The following is a 26,913-nucleotide window of genomic DNA, read 5'->3' on the forward strand; positions in this document are numbered from 1 at the left end:
GGTCTCCGCCCGCCAAACAGTCAGCGCGGCGCGGCGGCCGTCGCTTCCCGGACAAAATCGGCGACCAGGCCGGCGCACAGCTCGGGGTGTTCCAGCTGCATGAAATGCGTGGCCTGCGGCAGATCCGTGGTCCGAAAGCCGAAGTCGCGGGCAAGCGCACGTCCGGTTTCGACAAGGATCCCGGCGTAATGGATGGTCTCGTCGCCCAGAACCAGGTTTACCGGGCAGGTGATCCGTGCCAGGCCGGGGCGGAGCGCGACGATGTCCTCGATGCGGAAGGTGGCGGCCTCGAATTCAGGCGGGCAGGACAGCATCCAGCCGCCCTCCGGCGCGGGCCGCAGCGTCGCGCGCGCCAGCCGCTCGATGTCCTCGCCGGCGACCAGCCGGAACAGGGATGACCGGCGCATCGAGGTAATCAGGGCTTCCGGCGCATCAAACCGCGCCCGGCGCCGCATGGCGCGCTCGCTCAGCTGCACATGGTAGTCCAGAAAGGCCGGCAGGCCGGGGTCATCCGTTCCCGGCGGGACCGGCGGCTCGAAGAGCGTCAGGGACCTCCAGGGATATGGGGTTTCCGCCTGTGCCAGCAGGCAGACGGCCGAACTCAGGGAATGAAAGGCGCCATGGGTGGGCTTCTGCCCGAAGCTTTGGTCGATTCCATGCAGGATCGCCGGAAAATCGGCGATGAACCTGCGCCAGTTCGGTCCCGTGCCCTGGTGGCGGGGATTGCGGCCATGATTGCGCATGTCGAATGCCACCACCTCCAGCCCGCGTGCGACCAGTGCCCTGGCAAAACCCGCGAATCCGTCGATCGCCAGGCCGTTCCCATGCGAGATGACCACCCGCTCTCTTGCGGGCGGACCAAGGCGGCGCAGCAGGATCGTCGCGCCGTCGTCCATCGTGACCGGCACCTCGGCGCTGTCGTCGTCATGCATCGGTTCGCCTCGCTTCGTTGGTTCCAGGTTCCGAGGCGGCCGAAGACACAGCCTCGCAAATCCGGGGATTGACATTGGAAAGCATTTTTATACAGGATGTATTTAAATGACAAGAAGGGAGATTCGCCCATGGCGGGAGCCGCACAGGCAGACGACAGCAGATATGTTGGCAGGCGTATGCTGCGAGTCGAGGACCAAACGCTTTTGCGCGGTCGAGGCAAGTTCATGGACGATCTGCCGGTTGCCAAGGGGACGCTGCATGCGGCTTTCCTGCGCTCGCCGCATCCGCACGCCAGGATTGTCCGCATCGACGTCAGTGAGGCGCTGAAACAGAAGGGCGTCAAGACCGTCGTCACCGGCGAAGACATTCGCCCCCTGACCCGGCCGCTGATCGTCGGCTTCGAGAATCCGATGGACTATCGCGGCATCGCGCTGGGCAAGGTCCGCTACGTCGGCGAGCCCGTCGCGGTGGTCTGCGCCACGGACCGCTACCGGGCCGAGGATGCGCTGAAATACATCAAGGTCGAATATGAGCCGCTGCCAGCGGTCGTCGATCCGGTGGCGGCCTGCGCCGATGACGCACCGGTGCTGCACGACGAAGTCGGCTCGAACCGGGTCTCGCGCCGGGTATTCACGCATGGCGAACCGGACGCAGCCTTTGCGGCCTCCGACCGGCAGACGGAAATCACCATCCGCTATCCGCGCAACTCGATCACCCCGATGGAGACCTATGGCATCGTTGCCGAATACCAGCCGGACACCGGCGGCTACGATGTGGTCTCGAACTTCCAGGGGCCGTTCTCCGTCCATGCCGTGATGGCGATCGCGCTGAAGGTGCCGGGGGCAAAGCTGCGCCATCGCAGCCCGCCCAATTCCGGAGGCAGCTTCGGTGCGAAGCTGACCATGTTCCCCTATATCGTGGTGCTGTCGATCTGTGCCCGCCTTGCCGGGCGCCCGGTCAAGTGGATCGAGGACCGGCTGGAGCATCTCTCCGCTTCGTCGGTGGCGCCCAATCGCGTGACGCGGATCCGTGCGGCCTATGACCAGGACGGCACCATCAACGCGCTGCGGATGGAGCATTACGACGACCACGGCGCCTATCTGCGCGCGCCGATGCCTGCGCCGATCTATCGGATGCACGGGCTATCGACGAACTGCTACCGGATTCCCAACGTCGAGGTCATCAACAACATCTGCATGACCAACAAATGCCCCACCGGCGCGGTGCGCGGCTTCGGTGGCCCGCAGCTGTATTTCGCCATCGAACGGATGATTGCGCAGGTGGCCAAGGATCTGGGCCGCGATCCGCTGGACCTGATGGAGCAGAACCTGATCCAGGCCGACCAGTTCCCCTATCGCGCCCCGGCCGGCGCGCTGATCGACTCCGGCAATTACCAGCAGGTGGTGGCCGATACCAAGGCCCAGGGCAAGCTGGCCGAACTGAAGCAGCGGCGCGATGCCGCCCGTGCCGAAGGCCGGCTCTACGGCATCGGCTATGCCATGGCGGTAGAACCGTCGCAGTCGAACATGGGCTATATCTCGACCCTGAAAACCAAGGAAGAGCGCGAAAAGGCAGGTCCGAAGGACGGTGCGGTCGCGTCTTGCACGATCAGCGTCGACCCGCTCGGCTCGGTCAGCGTGGTGGGGGATTCGACGCCACAAGGCCAGGGACACCAGACCGCGCTTGCCCAGATCGTCGCCGACGAGCTGGGCGTGCCCTTCGACATGGTCACCGTGAACCTGGAAACCGATACCCAGAAGGACAACTGGTCGATCGCCGCCGGGAACTATTCCTGCCGGTTCTCGCCGGCCTCGACCAGCGCGGCCAAGACCGCAGCCGAGCGTGTGCGCAGCAAGATGGCGCTGATCGCCAGCCGCTTCATGAATGTCTCGCCCGAGGAGCTGCTGTTCAAGGACGGCTGGATCTCGGCCCAGTCCAACCCGGAAAACCGGATGGAGTTCCGCCGCGTCGGCGGGCTGGCGCACTGGTCGCCCTCCAGCCTGCCCGAAGGCATGGATCCCGGCATCCGCGAAGTCGCCTACTGGAACGCGCCGGAACTGACGCCGACCACCGCCAAGGACGAGATCAACACCTCGCTCGCCTATGGCTTCGCCTTCGACTTCTGCGGCGTCGAGATCGACCGCAACACCGGAGAGCTGCGCATCGACAGCTATGTCACCGCGCATGACTGCGGCACCATCCTCAATCCCGGCCTTGCCGAGGGCCAGATCCGCGGCTCCTTCGCCTCGGCGCTGGGGGCAAGTCTGTACGAGGAATTCGTCTACAAGAGCGACGGCACCTTCCTGTCCGGGACCTTCGCCGATTACCTGATCGCCACCGCGCATGAGGCCATCGACCCGGTGATGGTGGAGACGGTCGCGACTCCCTCCCCCTTCACCCGGCTGGGTGCCAAGGGGATCGCGGAAGGCAACCAGTATACCACTCCGGTCTGCCTTGCGAATGCCGTCGCCGACGCGATCGGCCGCGACGACATCACCGTGCCGCTTACCCCGGCCAAGGTCTTCGAATGGGTGAACGGCGAGGAGGAGCCCGCCCCGCAGCTTGCCGCGGACGACGAGGCGCTGTCCGAGGACCGCATCGACTATTCGGGTGACGCATTGCGCGGCCAGGGATCGACCTTCGTTCCCGCCTCGGCCGAACAGGTCTGGAAGACCCTGATGGACCCGGCCGAAATGGCCGCGATCATCCCCGGCTGCAAATCGCTGGACAAACTGTCCGACGACCATTTCACCGGCGTTGTCTCGATGGGCGTGGGGCCGGTCAAGGGCACGTTCGAGGCCGACATCCGGCTGGAGAACCTGAAGAAACCCACAAGCGCCGACATCACGGGTTCGCTGATCGGGGCGCTTGGCACCTCGCGCGGCCGGGGCCGTGTCACGCTGGTCGAGGGCGAGGGGGGCGTCACGGTTTCCTATGAATATGCGATCCATCTCAGCGGCACGGTCGCCTCGGTCGGGGGGCGGTTGCTGTCGGGTGCGGCCAAGGCGCTGGTCAACCAGTTCTTCCGCTCTCTCGTCCGCCGCGCCGCGCCGAATGTGAAATCCGAATCTGGGGGGCTCATGGGTCGACTCCGCGCCCGTCTGGGAGGCAAGAAATGAAACCGGCACCCTTCGATCTCTGCATCGCCGACTCCGTCGAGGACGTGACCTCCGCGCTTTCAAGTCATGGCGAGGCCGCACGCATCATCGCCGGTGGCCAGTCGCTGATGGCGATGCTCAACATGCGCCTGACCGAGCCCGAGGTTCTGATCGACATTTCGCGGATCCCCGGCCTCGACCGGATCTCGGTGGACGAAACCGGCGTGACCGTGGGCGCCACCGTCCGGCAGGCGAGCCTTGCCGCGCATGACGGCGTGCGTCAGGCCCTGCCGCTGCTGACCGAGGCGCTGACCCATGTGGGTCATATCCAGACCCGCAATCGCGGCACGGTCTGCGGCTCGCTGGCCCATGCCGATCCCAGCGCAGAGCTTCCGCTCCTGCTGGTGCTGCTGGGGGGAAGCGTCACGCTGGCATCGTCGCAGGGCCGGCGCACCGTGGCTGCCGAGGACTTCCTGATCGGCACCCTGACCACCAGCCGGCGGCCCGACGAGATGATCGTTTCGGCGCATTTCCCGCGCGCCCCGGCCGGGTCGAAGACCGCCTTCCGCGAAATGGCGCGGCGGCACGGCGATTTCGCCATCGTCTCGCTGGCCTGTATTGCAAGGGGCCGCGATGTCCGCCTTGCTGTCGGCGGCGTCGCGGATGCGCCGGTCGCGGTTGATCTGACCAATGTGACGTCGGAAACCCTTCCGGCGGAACTGAATGCGCTGGCTTGGCGGCTGCGCGGCTACGACGACATTCATGCGACGGCGCGCTATCGGCGCGAGATGATCCGGCGCCTGGGCTTGGACATGATCATGGAGGCAATGGCGTGAAGATTCTCAAGGAAGGCACCAGGACGCAGGTGAACTTCACCCTCAACGGGACCGAGGTCGACGGATATGCCGAGCCGCGGACGCTTCTGAGCGATTTCCTGCGGCACGAGATCGGCGCCTCGGGCACCCATGTCGCCTGCGAACACGGCGTCTGCGGCGCCTGTACGGTCGTGGTCGACGGCAAGGCGGTCCGGTCCTGTCTGATGCTGGCCGCGCAGGCAGACGGCAAGGATGTCCGCACGATCGAGGGACTCTCGGCCAGCGACGATTCTTTCAACAAGCTGCAAGAGGCGTTCCACAAGCGGTTCGCGCTCCAATGCGGGTTCTGCACGCCGGGCATCCTGATGACGCTGTCCTCGTTGCAGGACAGCGGCCGGCGCTACACCGAACCCGAGATCCGCGAGGCCCTGAGCGGCAACATCTGCCGCTGCACCGGCTACCGCGAAATCGTCGACGCCGCGCTTGACGTCTTGGGCGACCGGGTCGCCACCTGACCGACAAGGGTCAGGATTGATTGATCCCGATCCGGTGTGCCTGCGGATCGGGATTTCCTTGTGAACTGTCTCTGAACTCGGACCTGCGCCGGGATTGGCGGTTATCCCGGCTTCTGCAACAGCCGCTTGCCTCGGTCGCTGCTTGACGGGCAAGCGCCTGATGCGGCTGCTTTCGCCTCGGGAATATGAACCGATAATCAAGGCTCGCGCCAATGAATTTGACCAAGCCCGTCTTCGGCCTCAACGTAGACCCGATCGACGCCATACTGGCGCGTGATGACGATGCCGTCCTGGCGATCGTTGTCGGCGTCGAGGGGCCGTCCTATCGCCCCATAGGTGCGACGATGGCCGTTTTTGCCGATCGGCATCGGGTCGGCACCCTGTCCTCGGGTTGCATCGAGAACGACATTACGCTGCACGCCCTAAAAGCACTCGAAAAGGGGCGACCTGCAACCGTAAGATACGGCAGAGGTTCACCCTTCATGGATATCAGGCTCCCCTGCGGAGGCGGGCTTGAAATCCTGCTGGTGCCGCGGCCCGACCGCAGGGCACTCCATGAACTCGCCGAGCGGCGCCGACAACGCATTCCCTGCTCACTGCGTGTCACGCGGGAGGAAGGCACGGTGTCAGTTGCGGACGTGGATGCCACTGGTTCGGATGGACTTGAATTCCATGTGCGCTTTACTCCCGAGATTCGCTTTCTTGTCTTCGGCAAGGGCCCGGAGGCCGGGATCTTCGCCGCCCTGGTGCAATCGGCCGGTTATCCGAATATTCTTCTGTCACCTGATGACGAGACGCTGGAGCACGGTGCGGCGGCGGGATGCGCGATACGGCGCCTGACCATGAAGGCGATTCCCGCTGAACTTGCCGTCGATCCGTGGACTGCCATCGTTCTGTTCTTCCATGATCATGACTGGGAGCCGCCGATCCTCGCCTATGCGCTGAGCAGCCCGGCTTTCTACATCGGCGCCCAGGGCAGCGAGATGGCGCGCAACGCGCGCAATCAGGAACTCGAGGCCCTGGGCTTTGACCTTGCGGCCCTGCGGCGGCTGCACGGGCCGATTGGTCTGGTGCGTTCGGCGCGTGACGCACGCACACTCGCCATTTCGGTGCTTGCGGAAGTGCTGTCGACGGCGGCCCCGGCGGGCGCTCGTGATCATCGCCCGCACTCATGATCGCTGTGAAGCCTTTGTTTCACAGTAGATAATCCGGCTGGGCCGGGCGCTGCACCCCGCGCCGCCTGCACCGCGGCCCACATCAACGCCTGATGCCTGGCGAAAATGGCGAAGGCATGGTATGACTTTCCCCGTCACGTTCCGAACGGGGGAAGCGATGGATCTGGTCGACGGTCTGCGCGTGCTGGTCGCCTCGGTCGAGACCGGCTCCTTCTCCGGCGCGGCGGGGCGGCTGGGGATCTCGCCCAAGCTCGCCTCGAAATACCTGGCCGAGCTTGAGGCCCGGCTCGGCGCAAGGCTGCTCCACCGCACCACCCGCAAGCTGGGCCTGACCGCGGCCGGCGAGCAGCTGATGACCCGGCTTCCCGACTGGCTGGACCAGCTGGACGAGATGACCGGCGCCCTGCGCGAGGCGCGGCGCGGTCTTTCCGGCACCCTGCGCGTCTCGGCCCCGGTCACCTATGGCGAGATGCGGATCGGCCCCCTGTTGCGCGACTTCCGCGCCCCGCACCCGGATCTGGTGATCGACCTCCGGCTCTCGGACCGCTTCGTCGACCTCGCGGCCGAGGGGATCGACCTCGCCATCCGCATCGGCCGCCTGGACGATTCCGCGCTGGTGGCGCGCAAGCTGGGGGTGATCCGCCTGCTTGTGGTGGCGGCGCCCGCCTATCTGGCGCGGCACGGCGAGCCCGCCGATGCCGCCGACCTGACCCGCCACCTCTGCCTGCGCGACACCAACATGCGCGGCGACGGCGCCTGGCCCCTTGCCGAAGCCGGGCAACTGCACCGCATCGCGGTCAGCGGGAATTTCCTGGTCAACAGCGCCCGCCTGGCGCGCGACCTGGCCGTCCAGGGCGAGGGGATCGCCATCTGCCCCGACTATGTCGTGCTGGACGACCTGGCCCGGGGCCGCCTTGTCCATGTCCTGCCGCAGGCCAGCGGCCCGACCCTCGACATCCACGCCGTCCACCTCGGCCAGCGCCGCCTTGCCCGCCGGACCCGGGCGCTGGTCGATCACCTCGCCGGCGCGCTCGGCTCAGCCCCGTAGCATGGGCGCCAGGCCGAAGACCTCGGCCGCCGACCGCCCCTCGGCCAGGCCCCGGATCCAGCCCGCCTCCCGCGCCAGCCTGGCCTCGGCATCGCCGGCCCGGCTGCGGACCACCTGCGGCGACAGGGCGACCAGCCCGTCGTCGTCGCCGATCACCAGATCGCCCGGCCGCACCGGCGCCCCCCCGATCACCACCGGCGCATTGACCGCCCCGCGTTCGGCCCCGCTTGGCCCGCGCGGCGTGATCCAGCGCGCGAAGACCGGGAAATCCTCCCAGCCCCCCAGCGTGCCCGTATCCCGCACCGCCCCGTCGCAGACCAGCCCCGCCACCCCCTTCCGCCGCAGATGGCCCGAGAGGATGTCGCCGATCATCGCCGTATCGCGATGCCCGCCCGCGTCGATCACCAGCACCTCGCCCGCGCGGATCACGTCCAGCGCCTGCAGCACCGCGCCAAAGTCCGGCGGCTCGCAGCGCACCGTCACCGCCTGGCCGAACAGCCTAGGCTGCTGCCCCGCCGGCCGCAGCGGCCGCAGCGCCGGGTCGATCTGCCCGATGTCCCGGCCCAGATCGACCGCCACCGCCACCGGGATGCCGCCCCAGCGGTCGATCTCCGCGGGCGTCAGGTCGGACGAGGCCGGGTGCAGGGTGACGGGCATGGCAGGCTACCTCGGCTGGGATTGCAACGCCTCGCCCAGGGCCCTGATCCCCTCGCGGATCTTCGCCTCGGGCTGGGCCGAGAAGTTCAGCCGCGCATGGTTCGGGCGCGGGGTCAGCGGAAAGAAGGTCGCGCCCGGCACATAGGCGACATGGGCCCTGGGCAGCGCGACCTCGCGCATGAAGGCGGTGGCGTCGAAGCCCTCGGGAAAGCGCAGCCAGGTGAACAGCCCGCCCTCGGGATCGGTCGCGGTGATCTCCTGCGGAAGATGCCGGCGGATCGCGTCCAGCATCACCTCTTTCTTCGCCGCATAGGCCCGACGCAGCCCCGCGACATGCGCGCCCAGATCGTGGCGGTCCAGATACAGGCTTGCCGCCGCCATGTTCAGGGTCGAGGTCTGGGTATCCGCCGCCACCTTCAGCAGGCCCATCCGCGCCAGCAGCGCGGGCGCGGCGACGGCCCAGCCCAGCCGCAACCCCGGCACCAGCACCTTGGAGAAGCTGCCCAGATGGATCACCCGTCCCTCGGTATCCAGCGACTTCAGCGTCGGCAGGCTTTCCCCGGCAAAGCGGATCTGGCGATAGGGCGTGTCCTCGATCACCACCAGGTCATGCGCATTGGCCAGCCGGATCAGCTCATGCCGCCGCGCCAGCGACAGCGTGACCCCGGTCGGATTCTGGAAATCCGGCACGGTATACAGCATCCGCGCCTGCGGATGTGCCGCCAGCACCCCGGCCAGCAGATCGGTCCGCATCCCCTCGGCATCCACCGGGACCACGGCATAGCGCGGCTGGCTGGGCTGAAAGGCGATCAGCGCGCCAAGAAAGGTAGGATCCTCGGTCACGATCACGTCGCCCGGATCGACCAGCATCCGTGCCGCGAAATCCAGCCCCTGCTGCGAGCCTTGCAGCACCAGCACATCCTCGGCCGCGCAGGCCACGCCATCCGCCTGCATCAGCCCGGCGATCTGCTGGCGCAACTGCGGCAAGCCGTTCGAGGGCGCGTATTGCATCGCCTGCCCGCCCGGCGCGCGGATCACCTCGCGGAAACAGGCCTCCAGTTCCTTGGCCGGGAACAGGGTCGCATCCGGATAGCCGCCGCCGAACGAGATGATCGAGGTATCGGCCCCCAGCGCCAGCAGCTCGCCGATGGCCGAGGGGCGGACTTCCGCCATGCGCCGTGCGAATCTCGGGATCATGGTTCAGGCCCCCAGCACCTGATGCGCCGCCGCGTCCGAGCGCAGCATGTCCTCCAGCGTCAGCGACTCGATGATCACCAGATAGGACCAGAACATTTCGGCAAAGACCTTGCGGATGCGGCAGCTCGCCTCGTCGGCGCAATCCTCGCAGCGTTGATAGGCCCGGCGCGAGAGGCAGGGCAGCGGCGCGATCGGCCCGTCGATCATCCGCAGCAGTTCCGGGATCGAGACATCCGAGGGTTTCTTGATCAGGCTGTAGCCGCCCGCGCGCCCCCGGATCGAGGCGATCACCCCGGCATTGCGCACCTCAAGCAGGATATGCTCCAGAAACCGCTTCGGCGTGCCCGAACGGCGCGCGATCTCCTCGATGGTCAGGGGCTCGGGCTGGCCCTTCGCCGCCTCGTCGCCCAGCACCAGAAGCGCCTTCAGTGCGTATTTCATCTTCTGCGTGATCATGGCGGGAAGGCTACGCCCGGCCTATCGGGGAAACAAGGTCGCGATTGCCCGGGGGGCGACGCCGGGAGGGGGGGCGATTCGCTGTCTCCCCGCCGCGTGGTTAATGCCCGCCGCCGCCAGACAACTGCCATACGCCTGCCAGACGCCTTGCAGACAGAGGGCAGACCAGGATAGCGCCGTTGAATCAACGGGTTAACACGGCGTTCCCTGCCCGCGGCCGCCTCACGCCCTCCGCCGCGCCGCCACGGCCCTTGCACCCGTCCCGCATTCCCTTATGTTCCGCCGCACCTCGGGGTGCCCTCACCGGCTGAGATGCGAGTTTCGCGAACCCGTCGAACCTGAACCGGATCATACCGGCGGAGGGAAGGTGAATGGGTTCTCCATCCCCGACCAATCCGTCGCAACTTGGAGAAAATCATGCAAAAACAACTCCTTGCTGCGGGACTTCTGACCATCGCGCTTCCTGCGATGGCAAAGACCCCCGTCCTTACCGTGCTGACCTACGACAGTTTCACCTCGGAATGGGGCCCCGGCCCGGCGGTCGAGAAGGCCTTCGAGGCGACCTGCGCCTGCGACCTGCAATTCGTCGCCGCCGGCGATGGCGCCGCGCTTCTGGCCCGGATCCAGCTTGAGGGCGTCGCCTCCGACGCCGATGTGGTCCTTGGCCTCGACACCAGCCTCACCGCCGCCGCTGCTGCCACGCAACTCTTTGCGCCACATGGGAAAAATCCGACGACCAATCTGCCGACCGCCTTCGCGGATCCCCTGTTCCTGCCCTTCGACTGGGGCTGGTTCGCCTTCGTTTACGACAAGACCCGGCTGCCCGACCCTCCGAAAAGCTTCGACTCCCTCGCCGCCTCGGACCTGAAGATCGTCATCCAGGACCCCCGCTCCTCCACCCCCGGCCTCGGCCTCCTGCTCTGGGTCAAGGCCGCCCACGGCGACCGCGCGGCCGAGATCTGGAAGGGCCTTGCCGACAACATCGTCACCGTCACCCCCGGCTGGTCCGAGGCCTATGGCCTGTTCCTGGAAGGCGAGGCGGACATGGTGCTCAGCTATACGACTTCGCCCGCCTACCACCTGATCGCCGAGAGCGACGACACAAAGGCTGCCGCGCTGTTCGATGAAGGCCACTACATGCAGATCGAGGTTGCCGGGAAACTGGCCGCCACCGACCAGCCGGACCTGGCGGACAGGTTCCTCGACTTCATGCTGACCGAGCGGTTCCAGGCGGCGATCCCGCAGACGAACTGGATGTATCCCGCCGTCACTCCCGCCGCCGGACTGCCCGAAGGGTTCGACGCCTTCCGCCCGGCCAAGTCGCTGCTTCTGCCGCCCGAAGAGGCGCAGGCCGCCCGTGACGCGGCACTGGTCGAATGGCAAGCCGCGCTTTCCCGCTAGGCCTTGCCGCACCGGCGCTGGCGGCATTGCTGCTGGCGCTGGTCGCCGCCCCGCTGGCCGCCGTGGCCTGGCGGGGGGCGGGCCTGTCGCTGGGTCCGGCGGATTGGGCGGCGATCAGGTTCTCGGCCACGCAAGCCCTTCTGTCCGCTATCTTTTCCACCCTTCTCGCCATCCCCGTCGCCCGAGCCTTGGCCCGGCGCAGCTTTCCCGGACGCGGGCTGCTGATCACCCTGATGGGCGCGCCGTTCCTGTTGCCCGCCGTCGTCGCGGTGCTTGGCCTTCTCGCCGTATTCGGCCGTTCCGGCCTGATCAACAGCGCGCTCGCCGCCCTCGGCCTGCCGCCGGTGTCGATCTTCGGCCTGCACGGCGTCGTCATCGCGCATGTCTTCCTGAACCTTCCCCTTGCCACGAGAATGATCCTGCAAGGCTGGCTTGCCCTCCCGGCCGAACGGATCCGGCTGGCGCAGTCGCTGGGCTTCACCCCGCGCGAGACCTTCCGGCATCTGGAATGGCCGATGCTGCGCGAGGTGGTGCCGGGGGTTGCGCTGGTGATCCTGGTGATCTGCCTGACCAGTTTCGCGGTGGTCCTTACGCTGGGCGGCGGTCCCTCGGCGACGACGATCGAACTGGCGATCTATCAGGCGGTGCGGTTCGAGTTCGACCTTTCCCGCGCGGCGGGGCTGGCCGGGGTGCAGGTCGCGCTGGGCGCGGCGGCGGCGCTGGCGGCCTGGACGGTGGCGCGACCGGCGGGCTTTGGCGCGGGGCTGGACCGGAAGCTGGCGCTGACGGCTCCGGCTGGCTGGCGGCGTGGACTGGACGGGCTGGCGCTGCTGCTGGCGGCGGCGTTCCTGGCCCTGCCGCTGCTGGCGGTGGTGCTGCGCGGGCTGCCGGGGTTGGCGGAGCTTCCGGCCCTGGTCCTGCCCGCGGCGGGGCGGTCGGTGCTGGTGGCGCTGATCTCGGCCAGTCTGGCCACGGCGGCGGCGCTTGTTCTGGCCCTGGCGGCGGCCCGCCGTCCATCGCCCACGATTGAAGCGGCGGCGACCCTGCCGCTTGCGACCTCGGGTCTGGTGCTGGGAACCGGGCTGTTCCTGCTGTTGCGCCCCTTCGTAAGCCCGATGTCGCTGGCCTTGTCGGTGACGGTGCTGGTCAACATGGCGCTTTCCCTGCCCTATCTCTACCGCGTCCTCTTGCCCGAGGCGCGGGCGCTGCAGGCGGATTACGGACGTCTGGCCGACAGTCTGGCGCTGCGCGGCCGGGCGCGGTTGCGCTGGCTGGTCCTGCCTCGTCTCGCGCGGCCGCTTGGCTTTGGCGCGGGGATCGCGGCGGCGCTGTCGATGGGCGACCTTGGCGTGATCGCGCTTTTTGCCGGCGAGCGGCAGGCGACCTTGCCGCTTGTGGTGCAACAGCTTACCGGGGCCTACCGGATCGAGGCGGCGGCTTCGGCCTCGCTGGTGCTGGTGGTGCTGTCCTTTGTCCTGTTCTGGGCCTGTGATGCGGGGGGCCGCCGTGCTGGAGCTTGACCATCTGGAACTGGGGCAGGGCCCGTTCCGCCTGAGCGCGCATTGGTCCGCCAGGGCGGGGGAGCGGATCGCGGTGATGGGGCCCTCGGGGTCCGGGAAATCGACGCTCTTGTCCACCATCGCGGGCTTCCTGCCGCCCAGGTCGGGGACGGTCCGCTGGGAGGGCCGGGATCTGGCGGGCCTTCCGCCGGGAGAGCGGCCGGTGACGATCCTGTTCCAGGAACAGAACCTGTTCCCGCATCTGACCATTGCGCAAAATCTTGGCCTGGGGCTGCGGCCGGACCTGCGGCTGTCGCCCGACGACCGGGCCCGGCTGGAGCAGGCGCTGGCGCGGGTCGGCCTCGCGGGACTGGGCGCGCGGCGTCCGGCGCAGCTGTCGGGCGGGCAGGCCAGCCGGGCGGCGCTGGCGCGGGCGCTGCTGCGGGCGCGGCCCATCCTGCTGCTGGACGAGCCCTTTGCCGCGCTTGGCCCGGCGCTGCGGCAGGAGATGCTGGAGCTGGTCGATCAGGTGGCGCGCGAGACCGGCGCGCTGGTGCTGCTGGTCACGCATGACCCCGGCGATGCGCTGGCGCTGGGGGGCAAGACGGCCTTCATCGCCGAGGGCGTGGTGCAGGCCCCCGTCCCGACGGCCGCGCTGATGGCCGATCCCCCCCCGGCCTTGCGGGAATATCTGGGCCGGAAATGAAAAGCCCCGCCGGTCTGGCGGGGCTTTCGCGTTTCGGGAGCCTTCGGATCAGGCGTGCTTCCTGCCCTTGATGCCCGACCAGATCCGCTTGTTGGTCAGGAACAGCAGGGTCGAGAGGATCACCAGGAAGATCACGCTGACGAAGCCCGCATCCTTGCGCGCCATCAGCTTCGGCTCGGCCGCCCACATCAGGAACGAGGCGACGTCCTCGGCCATGTCGGCCACGGTGGCCGGGTGGCCGTCGGCATAGGTCACCTGGTCGTCCGACAGCGGCGGGGCCATGGCGATCCAGCCGCCCGCGAAGGCGTGGTTCTCGTAGAAGGTCGAGCCGAACTCTTCCTTCTCCTCGCCGGTGTAGCCGGTGAGGATCGAGTAGATGTATTCCGGCCCGCCCATGCCGCGGAACAGCTGGTTGATGCCGGTGCCATAGGGGCCGTGGAAGCCCGCGCGGGCCTTGGCCATCAGGCTGAGATCCGGCGCGCCCGCGGCGGTGTTCGCCGGGAAGTTGTCGGTCGGCAGGGCGGCGCGGTCCTCGCCGGTTTCCTTGTCCGTCACCGTGAAGTTGTCGGCCGCATAGGCGCGGACCTGGTCTTCCGGCAGGCCGGGGCCGCCTTCGTCCGACAGGGTGCGCAGCGGCACGTACTTCAGCCCGTGGCAGCCGGCGCAGACCTCGGTATAGACCTGGAGGCCGCGCTGGAGCTGGAACTGGTCGAACCGGCCGAACGGGCCTTCATGGGCGAAGGCGAGATCCTCGACATGCTGCTCTCCGGCGGCGAGGCTTGCGCCCGCCGACAGGATCAGCGCCGATGCGGCAGTGAGTGCGATTTTGCGGAGCATGATCGTTTTCCTCTCACTCGGCCGCGATGGTCTTGGTCCCGCCGGTGGTCGGCGAGTAATGCGCGTTGAAGTCTTCCTCGATGGTCGCGGGCTGGGCCAGCGGCTTCTCGATCACGCCGAGGAGCGGCAGGATCACCAGGAAATAGGCGAACCAGTAGGCCGAGGCGATCAGCGAGATCGTGGCATAGGGTTCTTCCGCCGGCATCGAGCCGCACCACATCAGGACGACGAAGTCGATGGCAAGCAGGGCGAACCACCACTTGAACATCGGGCGATAGCGGCCCGAGCGCACCGAGGAAGTGTCCAGCCAGGGGGCCAGCGCCATGACCGCGATGGCGCCGAACATCGCCAGCACGCCGAAGAACTTGGCGTCGATGATGCCGAAGGACAGCCATTCCGCCGCGATGACGACCCAGACTTCGCCGGTGAAGGCGCGCAGGATCGCGTAGAACGGCAGGAAGTACCATTCCGGCACGATATGGGCGGGGGTCACCAGCGGGTTCGCCTCGGTATAGTTGTCGGGGTGGCCGAGGTAGTTCGGCATGAAGCCGACCACGGCGAAGAACACCGCCAGGATCACCGCAAGGGCGAAGAGGTCCTTCATCACGAAGTAGGGCCAGAACGGGACGGTGTCACGCTCGGCTTCCTCCTTCGAGCCACGGCGCACCTCGACCCCGGTGGGGTTGTTGTTGCCGGTGGTGTGGAAGGCCCAGATGTGGACGGCGACCAGCGCCGCGATCACGAACGGGAGCAGGTAGTGCAGCGAGAAGAAGCGGTTCAGCGTGGCGTTGTCCACCGCCGGTCCGCCCAGCAGCCAGGTCTGGATCGGCTCGCCGATGCCGGGGATCGCGCCGAAGAGGCCGGTGATCACCGTGGCGCCCCAGAAGGACATCTGGCCCCAGGGCAGCACGTAGCCCATGAAGGCGGTGCCCATCATGCAGAGGTAGATGATCATCCCGACGATCCAGGTGATCTCGCGCGGGGCCTTGTAGCTGCCGTAGTAGAGGCCGCGGAAGATGTGCAGGTAGACGGCGAAGAAGAACAGCGAGGCGCCGTTGGCGTGCAGGTAGCGCAGGAAATAGCCGCCGTTCACGTCGCGCATGATGTGTTCGACCGAGGCGAAGGCCAGGCTGACATGCGGGGTGTAGTGCATCGCCAGGACGATGCCGGTGACGATCTGCAGCGCAAGGCAGAAGGTCAGGACGATGCCCCAGATCCACATCCAGTTCAGGTTCTTGGGCGTGGGGATCATGATGGTGTCGTAGAGCAGACCCACGATCGGCAGGCGCTTGTGCAGCCAGCGTTCGATCCCGGTCCTGGGTTCGTAATGGTCGTGCGGAATACCGGCCATGTTTCTGGTCCTTACCCGAGCTTGATCGTGGTTTCGTCAGTGAAGGCAGCGACCGGCACCGCCAGGTTCCGGGGCGCGGGCCCTTTGCGGATGCGGCCGGCGGTGTCGTAATGCGAGCCGTGGCAGGGGCAGAACCAGCCACCGAACTCACCCGCGCCGTCGCCCAGCGGCACGCAGCCGAGGTGGGTGCAGACGCCCATCATCACCAGCCATTCGCCGGCCTCGTCCAGGGTGCGGTTCGCGTCCGAAGCGTCGGTCCCGGGCTTGTTGGCGTTCTCCGAGCCCGCATCGGGCAGGTCGGCAACCGCGGTCGCGCGGGCGGCCTCGATCTCCTCGGCGCTGCGGCGGCGGATGAAGACCGGCTTGCCCAGCCATTTCACCGTCAGCTGCGTGCCGACCTCGACCGCCGAGACATCGACCATGATCGACGCCAGGGCGCGGGTATCGGCCGAGGGGTTCATCTGGTTGACGAGCGGCCAGACGGCGGCACCCGTGGCGACCGCGCCGGCGCCCGCCGTCGCGTAATACAGGAAATCCCGCCGATTGCCTTGGCCGGTGCCTGCGTGATCGTCTGCGTGGGACACGAGATCTTCTCCCCTTTCAGGCCGCTGAAGCCGACCCATATGACCTGAGGGGCATTGGCGAACCGATGCCCCGACGTTGGCGTATCTAGCCAAGGCTGGCGCACTCGTCCAGCGGACAAAGCCGCGCAGCCGCTGTATTCTGTCGCAGGCAAGCCCTCTGTTGCGCCAGGGACGCGGCCCGGTCGGGCGGATCAGGCGGTGGCGGCCATGGCGGGGCGGGCGGCAAAGCCGGTCCACCAGGCGGCCAGCGCCGGATGCGCGGCCTGCCAGTTCCGCCCGGCGTGGCGCAGGTCCAGATAGCCCAAAGCGCAGCCAAGCGCGATCTGGCCGATGTCCAGCGGCCCGGCCAGGTGGCTGGTCCAGCGGTCCTCGACGGCGGAAAGGGCGCGGTCGACCTTGCGCCACTGGCCCTCGGCCCATTCGGGCGAGCGGCTGGCTTCGGGCCGGACATGCATCTCGTAGCGCATCAGGAGCGCGGCCTCGGCGATGCCGTCGCCGGTGGCCTCCAGGGTCAGCGTCTCCCAGAGATGCGGCGCGGGCGGGTAGAGGCCGGTCTGCAGCAGGTCGTCCAGATAGCGGGTGATGACCCGGCTGTCGTAGAGCGTGGGGCCGTCCGGCCGCTCCAGCGCGGGGATCTTGCCCAGGGGGTTGCGGTCCACCGGCATGGTGCCGGGATCGAGCGGCGTGCCCGAGACGGGGACCAGCGTCACCCGGTCGGTGGCCCCGGCCTCGTGCAGAAGGACCATGACCTTGCGGACGAAGGGTGAGGCGGGGGCGTGGTAGAGCTTCATTCTTTTCTCTCGTTCAGCCGGACCCGCGCCAGCAGGCCGGCGTCCAGTTCCCATGTCCTGCCCCGGAAGCGGATCACCCGGCGGACCCGCGCGGTGGCGTTGGTTTGCCTGTCCTCGGCCCGGTCGGCGGGGCGATGCAGGGACAGACCCTCGCCCAGGTCGTCCAGCGCATCCTCGGCCCGCTGGTCGGTGCGGCCGGGGTGGGTGGCGGAGCGGACCAGCCGGGTCACGGCGAAAGTGGTCGTCGCGACCAGGCCCAGGCGGACGGCGAGGGGGATCAGGGGGGCGAGGGGCAGGGGCATGGCGACCTCCGGGATGATGCGGGAGTGTAGGGGCGGAGGGGGCAGGGTGTAAACGGGTGTCGGGTCGACCGCGCGGGGGCCGGGGGGCGGCCGGACAAGGATGGTGCCGGTGAGGCGGCCTTGCGCAACAGGGTTCTGGGCCAGGAAGGTCCCCGGCGCGGCGGGCGCGGGCGGCGGGGTCATGGCAATCCTGGAAGGCTGCTCCTCGTGCGACTTCGTCTTCTCGTCGCTGTTCCGCGGGGGAGTGGCGAAGTGATCGACGAGGGGGAGGTAAAAAAGGAAAAGGCCGCCGGGGTTTCCCCCTGGCGGCCCTGAATTCCGTCTGCCGGAAGCGATCAGCCCTGGCGGGCCTTGTAGCGCTTCTGCGTCTTGTTGATCACATAGACGCGGCCCTTGCGGCGCACGACCTGGCAATCGCGATGACGCGTCTTCAGCGAGCGGAGCGAGTTGGCGACTTTCATGGTCGTCCCTCCTTCTGCGCGGCGCGTCTGCGCCGATTGAAAACAACGTTCCCCCTGCGGGGAGGTGAATGGTGGGCGGTACTGGGATCGAACCAGTGGCCACTACGATGTCAACGTAGTGCTCTACCGCTGAGCTAACCGCCCACTTGGCCTGGCGACCCATCCTGCCCTTTCCGGTGAAACGAAAAGGACGCGGAAGGAACCGCGTCGGTCGGCTGGGTCTATACTGAACCGCGCGGGGGCCTGCAAGGGGTTTTGGAATCCCGGATTCTGCGGCTATATCCGGGAGAGGGGAAGGAGCGCCATTGCCCGGGATCCTTGACGAAACGACCGAAGCCTTCGTGCTGCACCGCCCCCTGAGGGTGGCGGGGCCGATGATCTTTGCCTCGCCGCATTCGGGGCGGGACTATCTGCCGAGCTTCCTGTCGCAGGCGCTGCTCGATCCTTCGGCGATCCGGTCGTCGGAGGATGCCTTCGTCGACCAGCTGTTCGACTGCGCGCCGGGCCTCGGCTCTCCGCTGCTGGCGGCGCGGGTGCCGCGGGCCTATCTGGACCTGAACCGCGCCGCGGACGAGCTGGACCCGGCGGTGATCGAGGGAATCAGCCGTCCGCCGCATAATCCGCGGGTTTCCTCGGGGCTTGGGGTGATTCCCCGCGTGGTCGCGGGCGGGCGGGCGATCTATCGCGGCAAGCTGCCCCTGGCCGAGGCCGAGGCGCGGCTGCGGCGGTTCTGGCAACCCTATCACCGGGCGCTGGCCGCGCTGGTCGAGGAGACCCGCGCCGCCTTCGGCCAGGCGGTGCTGATCGACTGCCATTCCATGCCGCATGAGGCGATCGAGGCGCATACCCGCCCCGGCCATGCCCGGCCCGAGGTGGTGCTGGGCGACCGCTATGGCGTGGCGGCCGGCTGCGAGGTGATGGACCGGATCGAATCGGCCTTCGCCGGGGTCGGGCTGCGGGTGGGGCGGAATGCGCCCTTCGCCGGGGCCTATGTGGCGCAGGCCTATGGGCGGCCCTCGCGCGGGGTGCATGTGGTGCAGGTCGAGATCGACCGGGCGCTTTACATGGACGAGGCGCGAATCGAGCCCCTGGCCGGTTTCCAGGATTTCCGCGCCCAGATCGCGCAGGTGGTGGCGGAGCTGGTGCGGCCGGAGGGGGCGGCGCTGGCGGCGGAATAGGATCGGTGCGCTGTAGCGCACCCTACGCCGTCCCGTAGGGTGCGCTACAGCGCACCGCCCTTACCGCAGGCTGCGGCCCTTGATGATCGCCTCGGCGCCGAATCTGGCGCGAATCGCATCGGTGGCGCGTTCGGCGGCGGCGCGGCGGCGGGCATCGGGGTCGAGGAGGTCCTGCGACAGGTCGGCCCGGTCCTCGGGCGCGAGGTCGGAGATGCCGACGCCGATCAGCCGGAAGGGGCCTTTCGTGCCCGCGTGGTCGTAAAGCTCGCGCGCGGCGCGGTAGATGCGGTCGGCAAGCTGGGTGGGATCGCTCAGCGCATGGCGGCGGGTCACCAGCTGGAAATCGCCCCGCTTCAGCTTCAGCGTCACCGTGCGCCCCGCCAGCCGCTTGGCCTTGGCGCGGTCGGCCACCTGCTCTGCCAGCCGCCAGAGATGGCCGTCGAGGAGATCGGGGTCGGAGGTATCCTCGAAGAAGGTGGTCTCCTTCGAGATCGATTTCGGCCGGTCGTCCCGGTTGACCCGGCGCATGTCCATCCCGCGCGCAAGGTGCCAGAGCCGGTCGCCCATGCTGCCGAATCGCGCGCCGAGGTCGGCCCGGTCCCAGCGCAGGAGGTCGGCGATGGTGCGGATCCCCGCGGTTTCCAGCGCGGTCTGGGTCGCCTGGCCCACGCCCCAGATGATGCGGACGGGTCTGGGCTTCAGGAAGGCCTCGGTCTCTGCCCTGCCGATGACGGAGAACCCGCGCGGCTTGTCGAGGTCGGAGGCGATCTTGGCGAGGAACTTGTTGTGCGACAGGCCGATGGAGCCGGTGAGGCCAAGCTCCTCCTCCATCCGTTTCGTGAGGCGGGCCAGCAGGACGGCGGGCGGGGCGCCGTGCAGGCGGCTGGTGCCGGTCAGGTCCAGGAAGGCCTCGTCCAGCGAGAGCGGCTCGATCGCGGGGGTCAGCTCCTCCATCATCGCGCGGATGGCGCGGGAGGCCTCGATATAGGCGGAGAATCGGGGTTTGACGACGACGGCCTCGGGGCAGAGCTTCAGGGCCTGGAACATCGGCATGGCCGAGCGGACGCCCTTGATCCGGGCGATATAGCAGCAGGTCGAGACCACGCCGCGCTGCCCGCCGCCGACGATGACGGCCTGGTCGCGCAGGGCCGGGTTGTCGCGCTTTTCCACCGAGGCGTAGAAGGCGTCGCAGTCCATATGGGCGATGGACAGGGCGAAAAGCTCGTCATGCGCGACCATCCGGGGCGAGCGGCAGGACGGGCAGCGCGCCAAGGGCGGCGCGCCATCGGTCCGGGTCAGGCAATCGCGGCAGAGGCTGGGCATGGGCCAAGGCTAGCACGCCGGGGTGGAGGGTCGCCAGCGTGACTGGCGACCGCAGGCATCAGCGGCCTGGCCTTGTCTTCCACAACGAGAACAGCACGCCCGCCGTCAGAAGCGCGAAGGTGATGGCCAGCGACCAGTTCGCGGGGAATTTCTCCCAGCCCATCAGGTCGGCCAGGAAGATCTTGGAGCCGATGAAGATCAGCAGGATCGCCAGCGCGTATTTCAGGTAATGGAAGCGGTGGATGATCGCCGCCAGCGCGAAATACAGCGCCCGCAGGCCAAGGATCGCGAAGATGTTCGAGGTATAGACGATGAACGGGTCGGTGGTGATCGCAAAGACGGCGGGCACCGAATCGACGGCGAAGACCAGGTCGGCGATCTCGATCAGCACGAGGGCGAGGAACAGGGGCGTGGCGAAGGTCACCAGCCTGCCGGTCGCGGGGTCGGGCCGGCGCAGGAAGAAGGCGTTGCCGTGCAGATCCTCGGTCACCTTCATCCGCCGCTTCATCCAGCGCAGGACAGGGTTCCGGCTGATGTCGAGATGCTGGTCGTCGGTCACCAGCATCTTGATGCCGGTGAAGATCAGGAAAGCCGCGAAGATGTAGAGGATCCAGCCGTATTGCGCGACCAGCGTCGCGCCGAGGCCGATCATGATCCCGCGCAGCACGATCACGCCCAGGATGCCCCAGAACAGCACGCGGTGCTGATATTGCCGGGGAATGGCGAAATAGCCGAAGATCAGCGCGATGACGAAGACGTTGTCCATCGCCAGCGTCTTTTCCACCACGAAGGCGGTGAGGTAGAGCTTTGCCGCCTCGGCCTCCATCTGCCACCAGACGAAGCCTGAAAACAGCACGCCCAGCGTGATGTAGAAGGCCGAGAGGCGCAGGCTTTCGCCGACGCCGATCTCGTGGTCGGTCTTGTGGAAGACGCCCAGGTCCAGGACCAGAAGTGCGATCACGATGCCGATGAAGACCAGCAACATCCACAGCGATGTGCCCAGAACCGGCAGGAGGAGGAATTCCATCCCCGTTGTACCCTTTCATGGGTGCGTCGAGAGGCCAGCCTTGTTCAGAGGCAGTTGCGCCGGGCTGACATCGAGCACGATTTCTCGATGCGGTCCGACATCACGACTGGCGTCGTCAGAGGGGCCCGGCCCGCGGGGGAAAGGTGGGGCCGGCGGGCGGCATTTCAACCCCCGATCCGGCAGAAACGTCACGGCGTCGTGATCCGGCGGCCGAATTCCGGCTGCGCGGGGCTTGTGGCAGGGGGCGCGCGGCCTGTATGCCCGTGCCCAAGCGAGGATCCCGCCATGAGCCTGAACACCTTCGGACATCTTTTCCGCGTCACCACCTGGGGCGAAAGCCACGGGCCCGCGATCGGCTGCACGGTGGACGGCTGCCCGCCCGGCGTGGCGCTGTCCGAGGCCGACCTGCAGCCCTGGCTGGACCGGCGGAAGCCGGGGACGTCCAAGTTCACCACCCAGAGGAAAGAGCCGGACGAGGTGCGGATCCTCTCGGGCGTGTTCGAGGGCAAGACCACGGGCACCCCGATCCAGCTGATGATCGAGAATACCGACCAGCGGTCGAAGGACTATGGCGAGATCGCGCAGTCGTTCCGGCCGGGACATGCGGACATCGCCTATCACCAGAAATACGGCATCCGCGACCATCGCGGCGGCGGCCGGTCCTCGGCGCGCGAGACCGCCAGCCGGGTGGCGGCGGGCGGGGTGGCGCGGGCGGCGCTGGCGGCGCTGGTGCCGGGGCTGCGGATCACCGGCTATATGGTGCAGATGGGGGTGAAGGGCATCGACCGGGCGCGGTTCGATGCGGCCGAAATCGAGGCGAACCCGTTCTGGTGCCCCGATCCGGTGGCGGCGGGGGACTGGGCGGCCTATCTGGACGAGCTGCGGCTGGCGCACAATTCGGTCGGGGCGGTGATCGAGGTGGTGGCGACGGGCGTGCCGGCCGGGCTGGGGGCGCCGCTTTACGGCAAGCTCGACAGCGATCTTGCCGCGGCGATGATGTCGATCAACGCGGTCAAGGCGGTGGAGATCGGCGAGGGGATGGCGGCGGCGGCGCTGACCGGGGTGGAGAATGCGGACGAGATCCGGATGGGGCCGGGGGGGCCGGAGTTCCTGTCGAACCATGCCGGCGGCATCCTGGGCGGGATCTCCACCGGGCAGCCGGTGGTCTGCCGCTTTGCGGTGAAGCCGACGTCCAGCATCCTCACGCCCCGGCGGACGGTGACGCAAGCCGGGGCCGAGGTGGACCTGATCACCAAGGGCCGCCACGACCCCTGTGTCGGCATCCGCGCCGTGCCGGTGGGCGAGGCGATGATGGCCTGCGTGCTGCTGGACCATCTGCTGCTGGACCGCGGCCAGACCGGAGGCCGGCGCGGGCAGATCGGGTGAGCGGAAATCGAACGATTTCCGGCACGATTTCCATTCGGAAATCGCGGTCGCGCGGGGTGGGTCAGGCGTCGCCGGGCCTGTCGGCCTGGGTCAGGCGCCGGAACCCGGCCACCGCCTGCGCCGCTGCCGCCGCGAGGAAGCGGGAATCGCCGCCGACGGTGGTCATGCGGAAGCCCCAGCCGATGGCGCGGTGGGCATAGTCCGGCGTCCCGCAATGCAGCGCGGCGATGATCCCGCGCTTTCGGCAGGCCTCGGCGATGCGGCGGATTTCGGCGATCATCTCGGGTTCCTGCCGGTCCATGCCGAAGGGAAGCCGGCCCTGGCTGACCGATTGGGTGAGGTCGGCCGGGCCGACGTAGATTCCGTCAAGTCCGGGGGTGGACACGATCGCGTCGAGGTTCGACAGCGCCTCGGCGGTCTCGACCATGGCAAAGGCCAGAAGGCGGGCGTTGGCGCTTTCGGCATAATCCGGCCCGTGGGCGAAGATGGCGCGGGTCGGGCCGAAGCTGCGCAGGCCCTGCGGCGGATAGCGCATGTAGCTGACGAAGCGGGCGGCCTCCTCGGCGGTGTTGACCATCGGGCAGATGATCCCCTCGGCCCCGGCGTCCAGCGCCTTCATCACATGGGCGGGGTCGAGCCAGGGCACCCGCGCCAGAAGCGTCGCGCCGCTGGCCCGCATCGCCTGCAGCATCGGCAGGAGGTCGGCATAGTCCAGCGCGCCGTGCTGCATGTCGACGGTCACGCTGTCGAAGCCCTGCGCGGCCATGATCTCGGCCACGAAGGGATTGCCGATCGAGCACCAGGCGTTCAGCGCCGGCCGGTCCTGGTCCCAGAGGCGGCGGAGGCGGGTCATGCGGAATCTCCGTTGCGGAAGGCGGCGGCGAGCGGTTCGGGCAGGGCGAATTCCACCAGCACCCGGGCGCGGGCCTCGGGCGACATCTTGCGGGCGGTCTTGCGGACGATGTCCTCGACCTCGGCCGGGTCGCGGGCGGCGGCGAAGCCGGGGAAATGGTAGCGCAGGAAGACGAAACAGGCCACATCCTCGAGCGCCTGCACCTCGGCGTCCCGCTTCAGCCCCTCTTTCCGCAGAAGCGTGCCGACGCGGGCGCAGGTCTCCGGGTCATAGCCTGCGCGCTCCATGATGCCGGCCAGGCGTTCGGCATGGCGCCGGGCCTGTTCGCGCCGCCAGGCGAGGTAGCCCGCTTTCCCCTCGGGGTAGTCCGAGCGCGGCAGGAGCCAGCGTTCGACATGCTGGCCGCGGGCGGCGATCTGCAGGACTTCCGAGGCGCCGGGAAAGAGCTGGGCCAGTTCCTCGGACATGCGCTGGCCGTAGACCAGCGCCTCGCCCTTGGGATCGACCGAGTTCGCCTCGTCGATCGCCGCCAGGGCCTGATGCAGATCGCCGGCCATGTTTCCCCCCTCTCGCGCAGTGACTTTGCCGATCTTGCACGGAAGCCGGGCGCACCGGAAGGGCTGGTTGCGACAAATGACCGGATGGGGAAGGCCGGCGCGCTCAGCCCGCGCCAAGCCGGCGGGCGAAGCCGTGGACGAATTCTGCCAGCCTGGCGCGGGTTTCCTCGCTGGTCAGGTTGCCCTCGGCGTCGAAGCTGCCCTGCGCGCGCGCGACCAGCATCCGCCCGTCGGCCCAGAGATCCGCCTTGAGGGTCCGCAGGACCGGCAGCCAATGCGCCTGCGCCATGATGGTGCCAAAGCCCCCCGGCGAGGCGCCCAGCACCGCCACCGGCTTGCCGACGAACATCGACAGGCCGGGGCCGCGCGACATCCAGTCGATCGCGTTCTTGAACACGCCGGGAATGCCGTTGTTGTATTCCGGCGTCACCAGCAGAAGACCCTGCGCCCCGGCCAGCTGGTGCTGCAGGGTGGCGACGGCGGGGGGCAGGCCCTGGGCCGCCTCGAGATCGGCGTCATAAAGCGGCACCTCGCGGATCGAGCCGATCCGGATCGTCACCCCCTCGGGCGCGACTTCGGCGGCGGCCCGCAGCAGCCCGGCGTTGAACGAGGCCTTCCGCAGGCTGCCCGAGAGGCCAAGGATCGTGGTCATGCGTCAATTCTCCTGAACGATCCTGCAACAGCAGGATCCCGCCTTGGTCGCGAGGGTGGGATCGGAACAGAGTTGACCATTTGACGGGCGACATGGGTAGACCCTATGCGGGCCGGCCGCCCCTTGCCCAGGAAAGAATGCAAGGCGGCCCCGCGCGACAGCTTTTCAAGCGGTTGGTCCTGAGCATCTGCGGATCCGTTCGAAGTGCGGTCGGCCAAGGGCGTTAAATTTGACAATACTGCACCGCAGAAAGTCAAAAAAATATCAGTTCGTCATTCCCCCTGTGGTAGCAGGGCCCGATTCCTTGCGGCAAGATGAAGCTGCGGGGCAGGCGTCAGGCTTTGCTGCGCCGTGGGGGGACGCGGCGGAAGGGGGATCGCATGAAGCCGGATCTAGAAGTCGTCCAGATCGGCCAGGGCCAGTCCTTCAAGGCCTGGGAACACGGCTATCCGTTCCACACCGTCCGCTGGCATTTCCACCCCGAGCTTGAGGTGCACCAGGTCGTCGCGACCTCGGGGCGCTACTACATCGGCGACTTCATCGGCGAGTTTGCCCCCGGCAATCTCGTGCTGACCGGGCCGAACCTGCCGCACAACTGGGTCTCGCATATTGCCGAGGGCGAAACCGTCCCCCTGCGCAGCCGGGTGCTGCAGTTCCCGGAAGAGCTGCTTCTGCGCATCGCCGAGCTGTTTCCCGATACCGGCGGCTTCGCGGGCCTGTTCCAGCTCAGCCGGCGGGGCGTCCTGTTCTCGGACGGCTGCTCGGAGCGTTGCGCGCCGATCCTGGCCGAGCTGACGCAGGCCCGCGGACCGCGTCGGGCCAGCCTGTTCCTGGACCTGCTGGCAACCCTTGCGGGCGATGGCGGGACGCGGGCGCTGGCCTCGGACACCTATCTGCCCGACCCCTCCGGCTTCATGACGGCCGGGGTCAACAAGGCGCTGGCCTATATCAACGACAACCTGACCGAGGATTTCGGCGAAACCGACCTTGCCGCCACCGCCGGGATGACGCCGTCCGCCTTCTCGCGCAGCTTCCGCCGGCATACGGGCATGGGGGTGGTGGAATATGTCAACCGCCTGCGGATCAATCTCGCCTGCCAGATGTTGATGAACGACGCCGGCAAGACGGTGACGGACATCTGCTATGCGGTGGGCTTCAACAACCTGTCGAACTTCAACCGCCAGTTCCTGCGACGAAAGGGAATGCCGCCCAGCCGGTTCCGCGCGCTGCACGAGGACAACAGCACGCTGGCCGCCTGACCCGAGACCACGGACCGAGATGACTGGCCGCGCCCGACCCTCCGGTGCGCAGCGCGGCCGGGTGTTGCCTGACGCCGGGCAACCGAACAGCGCAGCCGGGAAAGACCGCGCCGTCCCGGACGGCAGGACAGAAGACGTCACCTTAGGGAGAGAGAGAATGAAACGCACCCACCTGACCCTCATGGCCGGCACCGCCCTGGCCCTGCTTGCGGGCAACGCCTTCGCGCAAGAGGCCGCGACCGTGGCCTTCCTGATGCCCGACCAGGCCTCGACCCGCTATGAGGAGCATGACTATCCCGGCTTCCAGGCCGAGATGGCGAAGCTTTGCCCCGACTGCACGGTGATCTACCAGAACGCCAATGCCGATGTGGCGCTGCAACAGCAGCAGTTCAACTCGGTCCTGGCGCAGGGCGCGAAGGTGATCGTGCTGGATCCCGTCGACTCGGCCGCCGCCGCCGCGCTGGTGACGCTGGCGCAGTCGCAGGGCGTGAAGGTCATCGCCTATGACCGCCCGATCCCGGATGCCCCGGCCGACTACTACGTCTCGTTCGACAACAAGGGCATCGGCCAGGCCATCGCGCAATCGCTGGTCGACCACCTGAAGGCCAGCGGCGTGCCGGATGGCGCGGGCGTGTTGCAGATCAACGGCTCGCCCACCGATGCCGCCGCCGGGCTGATCCGCGACGGGATCGACGCGGCGCTCGACGCCTCGCCCTACAAGACCCTGGCCGAGTTCGACACGCCGGACTGGGCCCCGCCGGAAGCCCAGCAATGGGCGGCGGGCCAGATCACCCGCTTCGGGGCCGAGATCGTCGGCGTGGTCGCCGCGAATGACGGCACCGGCGGCGGCGC

Annotated in this window: 27 protein-coding genes, 1 tRNA gene and 1 riboswitch; of the genes, 12 read left to right on the top strand and 16 right to left on the bottom strand. The window is 68.1% G+C overall.

Annotated features, from left to right (window positions below; genetic code table 11):
• Positions 1 to 20 precede the first annotated feature (20 nt).
• Positions 21 to 932, bottom strand: a complete 912-nt coding sequence (locus ACE3UA_RS05075; RefSeq protein ID WP_374643173.1) for an alpha/beta hydrolase — start codon at positions 930 to 932, stop codon at positions 21 to 23.
• A gap of 177 nt (positions 933 to 1,109) precedes the next feature.
• Here ACE3UA_RS05075 and ACE3UA_RS05080 point away from each other — a divergent pair, with 177 nt between their 5' ends.
• The 5 genes from ACE3UA_RS05080 to ACE3UA_RS05100 all read left to right on the top strand — a co-directional run bounded on the left by ACE3UA_RS05080 (position 1,110) and on the right by ACE3UA_RS05100 (position 7,584).
• The gene (locus ACE3UA_RS05080; protein WP_374643175.1) at positions 1,110 to 4,052 is read left to right on the top strand and encodes a molybdopterin cofactor-binding domain-containing protein; all 2,943 of its coding nucleotides are present in this window, start codon (positions 1,110 to 1,112) and stop codon (positions 4,050 to 4,052) included.
• The gene (locus ACE3UA_RS05085; protein WP_374643177.1) at positions 4,049 to 4,867 is read left to right on the top strand and encodes a xanthine dehydrogenase family protein subunit M; all 819 of its coding nucleotides are present in this window, start codon (positions 4,049 to 4,051) and stop codon (positions 4,865 to 4,867) included. The genes ACE3UA_RS05080 and ACE3UA_RS05085 overlap by 4 nt, the downstream gene beginning before the upstream one ends.
• A complete protein-coding gene (locus ACE3UA_RS05090; RefSeq protein WP_374643179.1) occupies positions 4,864 to 5,361 on the top strand; it encodes a (2Fe-2S)-binding protein in 498 nt (165 codons plus the stop codon). The genes ACE3UA_RS05085 and ACE3UA_RS05090 overlap by 4 nt, the downstream gene beginning before the upstream one ends.
• Positions 5,362 to 5,573: 212 nt before the next feature.
• Positions 5,574 to 6,536 carry an XdhC family protein gene (locus ACE3UA_RS05095; protein WP_374643181.1) on the top strand — a complete coding sequence of 321 codons (963 nt, stop codon included), beginning with the start codon at positions 5,574 to 5,576 and terminating at the stop codon, positions 6,534 to 6,536.
• 157 nt (positions 6,537 to 6,693) lie between these two features.
• On the top strand, positions 6,694 to 7,584 hold the full coding sequence (locus ACE3UA_RS05100; protein WP_374643183.1) for a LysR family transcriptional regulator: 891 nt from the start codon (positions 6,694 to 6,696) through the stop codon (positions 7,582 to 7,584).
• Here the strand turns inward: ACE3UA_RS05100 and ACE3UA_RS05105 are convergent.
• The 3 genes from ACE3UA_RS05105 to ACE3UA_RS05115 are packed head-to-tail and all read right to left on the bottom strand — an operon-like array spanning position 7,573 to position 9,894.
• On the bottom strand, positions 7,573 to 8,241 hold the full coding sequence (locus ACE3UA_RS05105; RefSeq protein WP_374643185.1) for an RraA family protein: 669 nt from the start codon (positions 8,239 to 8,241) through the stop codon (positions 7,573 to 7,575). The two genes, ACE3UA_RS05100 and ACE3UA_RS05105, sit on opposite strands and share 12 nt — an antisense overlap.
• A gap of 6 nt (positions 8,242 to 8,247) precedes the next feature.
• Positions 8,248 to 9,438, bottom strand: a complete 1,191-nt coding sequence (locus ACE3UA_RS05110; protein WP_374643187.1) for a PLP-dependent aminotransferase family protein — start codon at positions 9,436 to 9,438, stop codon at positions 8,248 to 8,250.
• 3 nt (positions 9,439 to 9,441) lie between these two features.
• The gene (locus tag ACE3UA_RS05115; RefSeq protein ID WP_374643189.1) at positions 9,442 to 9,894 is read right to left on the bottom strand and encodes an Rrf2 family transcriptional regulator; all 453 of its coding nucleotides are present in this window, start codon (positions 9,892 to 9,894) and stop codon (positions 9,442 to 9,444) included.
• A gap of 280 nt (positions 9,895 to 10,174) precedes the next feature.
• Positions 10,175 to 10,276: riboswitch (TPP riboswitch) on the top strand.
• Positions 10,277 to 10,311: 35 nt separating this feature from the next.
• Between ACE3UA_RS05115 and thiB the strand changes: the two genes are divergently transcribed.
• Genes thiB through ACE3UA_RS05130 form a run of 3 tightly spaced genes read left to right on the top strand, consistent with a single transcriptional unit; the run spans position 10,312 to position 13,500 of the window.
• Positions 10,312 to 11,295, top strand: coding sequence for a thiamine ABC transporter substrate binding subunit (gene thiB, locus ACE3UA_RS05120; protein ID WP_374643191.1), 984 nt, complete (start codon positions 10,312 to 10,314; stop codon positions 11,293 to 11,295).
• Positions 11,271 to 12,815, top strand: a complete 1,545-nt coding sequence (locus ACE3UA_RS05125; protein WP_374643193.1) for a thiamine/thiamine pyrophosphate ABC transporter permease ThiP — start codon at positions 11,271 to 11,273, stop codon at positions 12,813 to 12,815. Before thiB ends, ACE3UA_RS05125 begins: the two co-directional genes overlap by 25 nt.
• On the top strand, positions 12,802 to 13,500 hold the full coding sequence (locus tag ACE3UA_RS05130; protein ID WP_374643237.1) for an ATP-binding cassette domain-containing protein: 699 nt from the start codon (positions 12,802 to 12,804) through the stop codon (positions 13,498 to 13,500). The genes ACE3UA_RS05125 and ACE3UA_RS05130 overlap by 14 nt, the downstream gene beginning before the upstream one ends.
• A gap of 48 nt (positions 13,501 to 13,548) precedes the next feature.
• Here the strand turns inward: ACE3UA_RS05130 and ACE3UA_RS05135 are convergent, their stop codons facing one another.
• The 7 genes from ACE3UA_RS05135 to ACE3UA_RS05165 form a co-directional block, all read right to left on the bottom strand.
• Positions 13,549 to 14,337 carry a cytochrome c1 gene (locus ACE3UA_RS05135; protein WP_374643195.1) on the bottom strand — a complete coding sequence of 263 codons (789 nt, stop codon included), beginning with the start codon at positions 14,335 to 14,337 and terminating at the stop codon, positions 13,549 to 13,551.
• Between the two features lie 13 nt (positions 14,338 to 14,350).
• Positions 14,351 to 15,688, bottom strand: coding sequence for a cytochrome b (petB, locus tag ACE3UA_RS05140; RefSeq protein ID WP_374643197.1), 1,338 nt, complete (start codon positions 15,686 to 15,688; stop codon positions 14,351 to 14,353).
• 11 nt (positions 15,689 to 15,699) lie between these two features.
• Complete coding sequence (gene petA / locus ACE3UA_RS05145; RefSeq protein WP_374643199.1) at positions 15,700 to 16,272, bottom strand: ubiquinol-cytochrome c reductase iron-sulfur subunit; 573 nt, start codon at positions 16,270 to 16,272, stop codon at positions 15,700 to 15,702.
• A gap of 191 nt (positions 16,273 to 16,463) precedes the next feature.
• On the bottom strand, positions 16,464 to 17,063 hold the full coding sequence (locus ACE3UA_RS05150; protein WP_374643201.1) for a glutathione S-transferase: 600 nt from the start codon (positions 17,061 to 17,063) through the stop codon (positions 16,464 to 16,466).
• The gene (locus tag ACE3UA_RS05155) at positions 17,060 to 17,548 is read right to left on the bottom strand and encodes a hypothetical protein (RefSeq protein WP_374643203.1); all 489 of its coding nucleotides are present in this window, start codon (positions 17,546 to 17,548) and stop codon (positions 17,060 to 17,062) included. Before ACE3UA_RS05155 ends, ACE3UA_RS05150 begins: the two co-directional genes overlap by 4 nt.
• Positions 17,549 to 17,700: 152 nt before the next feature.
• A complete protein-coding gene (gene ykgO, locus ACE3UA_RS05160) occupies positions 17,701 to 17,826 on the bottom strand; it encodes a type B 50S ribosomal protein L36 (protein ID WP_023666132.1) in 126 nt (41 codons plus the stop codon).
• Between the two features lie 69 nt (positions 17,827 to 17,895).
• A tRNA-Val gene (locus tag ACE3UA_RS05165) sits at positions 17,896 to 17,970 on the bottom strand.
• Between the two features lie 230 nt (positions 17,971 to 18,200).
• On the opposite strand from ACE3UA_RS05165, the gene ACE3UA_RS05170 reads away from it, so the two are divergent.
• Positions 18,201 to 19,004 carry an N-formylglutamate amidohydrolase gene (locus ACE3UA_RS05170; RefSeq protein ID WP_374643239.1) on the top strand — a complete coding sequence of 268 codons (804 nt, stop codon included), beginning with the start codon at positions 18,201 to 18,203 and terminating at the stop codon, positions 19,002 to 19,004.
• Between the two features lie 60 nt (positions 19,005 to 19,064).
• Here ACE3UA_RS05170 and ACE3UA_RS05175 read toward each other — a convergent pair whose 3' ends face one another.
• Both ACE3UA_RS05175 and ACE3UA_RS05180 read right to left on the bottom strand, forming a co-directional pair.
• The gene (locus ACE3UA_RS05175; RefSeq protein ID WP_374643206.1) at positions 19,065 to 20,327 is read right to left on the bottom strand and encodes a DNA polymerase IV; all 1,263 of its coding nucleotides are present in this window, start codon (positions 20,325 to 20,327) and stop codon (positions 19,065 to 19,067) included.
• A 58-nt stretch (positions 20,328 to 20,385) separates the two neighbouring features.
• On the bottom strand, positions 20,386 to 21,354 hold the full coding sequence (locus ACE3UA_RS05180) for a TerC family protein (RefSeq protein WP_374643208.1): 969 nt from the start codon (positions 21,352 to 21,354) through the stop codon (positions 20,386 to 20,388).
• Between the two features lie 285 nt (positions 21,355 to 21,639).
• On the opposite strand from ACE3UA_RS05180, the gene aroC reads away from it, so the two are divergent.
• Positions 21,640 to 22,740 carry a chorismate synthase gene (gene aroC / locus ACE3UA_RS05185; protein WP_374643210.1) on the top strand — a complete coding sequence of 367 codons (1,101 nt, stop codon included), beginning with the start codon at positions 21,640 to 21,642 and terminating at the stop codon, positions 22,738 to 22,740.
• Between the two features lie 61 nt (positions 22,741 to 22,801).
• On the opposite strand, the gene ACE3UA_RS05190 is transcribed toward aroC, so the two are convergent.
• From ACE3UA_RS05190 to ACE3UA_RS05200, 3 genes are all read right to left on the bottom strand, one after another.
• A complete protein-coding gene (locus ACE3UA_RS05190) occupies positions 22,802 to 23,593 on the bottom strand; it encodes an HpcH/HpaI aldolase/citrate lyase family protein (protein ID WP_374643212.1) in 792 nt (263 codons plus the stop codon).
• On the bottom strand, positions 23,590 to 24,150 hold the full coding sequence (locus ACE3UA_RS05195; RefSeq protein WP_374643214.1) for a DUF4202 domain-containing protein: 561 nt from the start codon (positions 24,148 to 24,150) through the stop codon (positions 23,590 to 23,592). The genes ACE3UA_RS05190 and ACE3UA_RS05195 overlap by 4 nt, the downstream gene beginning before the upstream one ends.
• Positions 24,151 to 24,253: 103 nt before the next feature.
• Positions 24,254 to 24,802 carry an NADPH-dependent FMN reductase gene (locus tag ACE3UA_RS05200; RefSeq protein ID WP_374643216.1) on the bottom strand — a complete coding sequence of 183 codons (549 nt, stop codon included), beginning with the start codon at positions 24,800 to 24,802 and terminating at the stop codon, positions 24,254 to 24,256.
• Between the two features lie 380 nt (positions 24,803 to 25,182).
• Here ACE3UA_RS05200 and ACE3UA_RS05205 point away from each other — a divergent pair, with 380 nt between their 5' ends.
• Together ACE3UA_RS05205 and ACE3UA_RS05210 are read left to right on the top strand one after the other, a co-directional pair.
• Entirely contained in the window at positions 25,183 to 26,061 is an 879-nt protein-coding gene (locus ACE3UA_RS05205; protein WP_374643218.1) for a helix-turn-helix domain-containing protein, read from the top strand.
• Positions 26,062 to 26,218: 157 nt separating this feature from the next.
• The coding region (locus tag ACE3UA_RS05210; RefSeq protein ID WP_374643220.1) for a substrate-binding domain-containing protein at positions 26,219 to 26,913 on the top strand (695 nt) is incomplete at its 3' end.

Origin of the sequence: Tabrizicola sp. (genome assembly GCF_041919135.1) — a bacterium.
Classification (GTDB): domain Bacteria; phylum Pseudomonadota; class Alphaproteobacteria; order Rhodobacterales; family Rhodobacteraceae; genus Tabrizicola.

Excerpts from the sequence above, each read along its gene's own strand:
- petB (WP_374643197.1), bottom strand. The coding sequence starts at position 15,688 with ATGGCCGGTATTCCGCACGACCATTACGAACCCAGGACCGGGATCGAA.
- ACE3UA_RS05100 (WP_374643183.1), top strand. The coding sequence starts at position 6,694 with ATGGATCTGGTCGACGGTCTGCGCGTGCTGGTCGCCTCGGTCGAGACC.
- ACE3UA_RS05190 (WP_374643212.1), bottom strand. The coding sequence starts at position 23,593 with ATGACCCGCCTCCGCCGCCTCTGGGACCAGGACCGGCCGGCGCTGAAC.
- ACE3UA_RS05105 (WP_374643185.1), bottom strand. The coding sequence starts at position 8,241 with ATGCCCGTCACCCTGCACCCGGCCTCGTCCGACCTGACGCCCGCGGAG.
- ACE3UA_RS05135 (WP_374643195.1), bottom strand. The coding sequence starts at position 14,337 with ATGCTCCGCAAAATCGCACTCACTGCCGCATCGGCGCTGATCCTGTCG.
- thiB (WP_374643191.1), top strand. The coding sequence starts at position 10,312 with ATGCAAAAACAACTCCTTGCTGCGGGACTTCTGACCATCGCGCTTCCT.
- ACE3UA_RS05180 (WP_374643208.1), bottom strand. The coding sequence starts at position 21,354 with ATGGAATTCCTCCTCCTGCCGGTTCTGGGCACATCGCTGTGGATGTTG.
- ACE3UA_RS05170 (WP_374643239.1), top strand. The coding sequence starts at position 18,201 with ATGATCTTTGCCTCGCCGCATTCGGGGCGGGACTATCTGCCGAGCTTC.
- ACE3UA_RS05125 (WP_374643193.1), top strand. The coding sequence starts at position 11,271 with ATGGCAAGCCGCGCTTTCCCGCTAGGCCTTGCCGCACCGGCGCTGGCG.
- aroC (WP_374643210.1), top strand. The coding sequence starts at position 21,640 with ATGAGCCTGAACACCTTCGGACATCTTTTCCGCGTCACCACCTGGGGC.
- ACE3UA_RS05150 (WP_374643201.1), bottom strand. The coding sequence starts at position 17,063 with ATGAAGCTCTACCACGCCCCCGCCTCACCCTTCGTCCGCAAGGTCATG.
- ACE3UA_RS05095 (WP_374643181.1), top strand. The coding sequence starts at position 5,574 with ATGAATTTGACCAAGCCCGTCTTCGGCCTCAACGTAGACCCGATCGAC.
- ACE3UA_RS05110 (WP_374643187.1), bottom strand. The coding sequence starts at position 9,438 with ATGATCCCGAGATTCGCACGGCGCATGGCGGAAGTCCGCCCCTCGGCC.
- ACE3UA_RS05155 (WP_374643203.1), bottom strand. The coding sequence starts at position 17,548 with ATGACCCCGCCGCCCGCGCCCGCCGCGCCGGGGACCTTCCTGGCCCAG.
- ACE3UA_RS05085 (WP_374643177.1), top strand. The coding sequence starts at position 4,049 with ATGAAACCGGCACCCTTCGATCTCTGCATCGCCGACTCCGTCGAGGAC.
- ACE3UA_RS05080 (WP_374643175.1), top strand. The coding sequence starts at position 1,110 with ATGCTGCGAGTCGAGGACCAAACGCTTTTGCGCGGTCGAGGCAAGTTC.
- ykgO (WP_023666132.1), bottom strand. The coding sequence starts at position 17,826 with ATGAAAGTCGCCAACTCGCTCCGCTCGCTGAAGACGCGTCATCGCGAT.
- ACE3UA_RS05075 (WP_374643173.1), bottom strand. The coding sequence starts at position 932 with ATGCATGACGACGACAGCGCCGAGGTGCCGGTCACGATGGACGACGGC.
- ACE3UA_RS05115 (WP_374643189.1), bottom strand. The coding sequence starts at position 9,894 with ATGATCACGCAGAAGATGAAATACGCACTGAAGGCGCTTCTGGTGCTG.
- ACE3UA_RS05175 (WP_374643206.1), bottom strand. The coding sequence starts at position 20,327 with ATGCCCAGCCTCTGCCGCGATTGCCTGACCCGGACCGATGGCGCGCCG.
- ACE3UA_RS05205 (WP_374643218.1), top strand. The coding sequence starts at position 25,183 with ATGAAGCCGGATCTAGAAGTCGTCCAGATCGGCCAGGGCCAGTCCTTC.
- ACE3UA_RS05200 (WP_374643216.1), bottom strand. The coding sequence starts at position 24,802 with ATGACCACGATCCTTGGCCTCTCGGGCAGCCTGCGGAAGGCCTCGTTC.
- ACE3UA_RS05195 (WP_374643214.1), bottom strand. The coding sequence starts at position 24,150 with ATGGCCGGCGATCTGCATCAGGCCCTGGCGGCGATCGACGAGGCGAAC.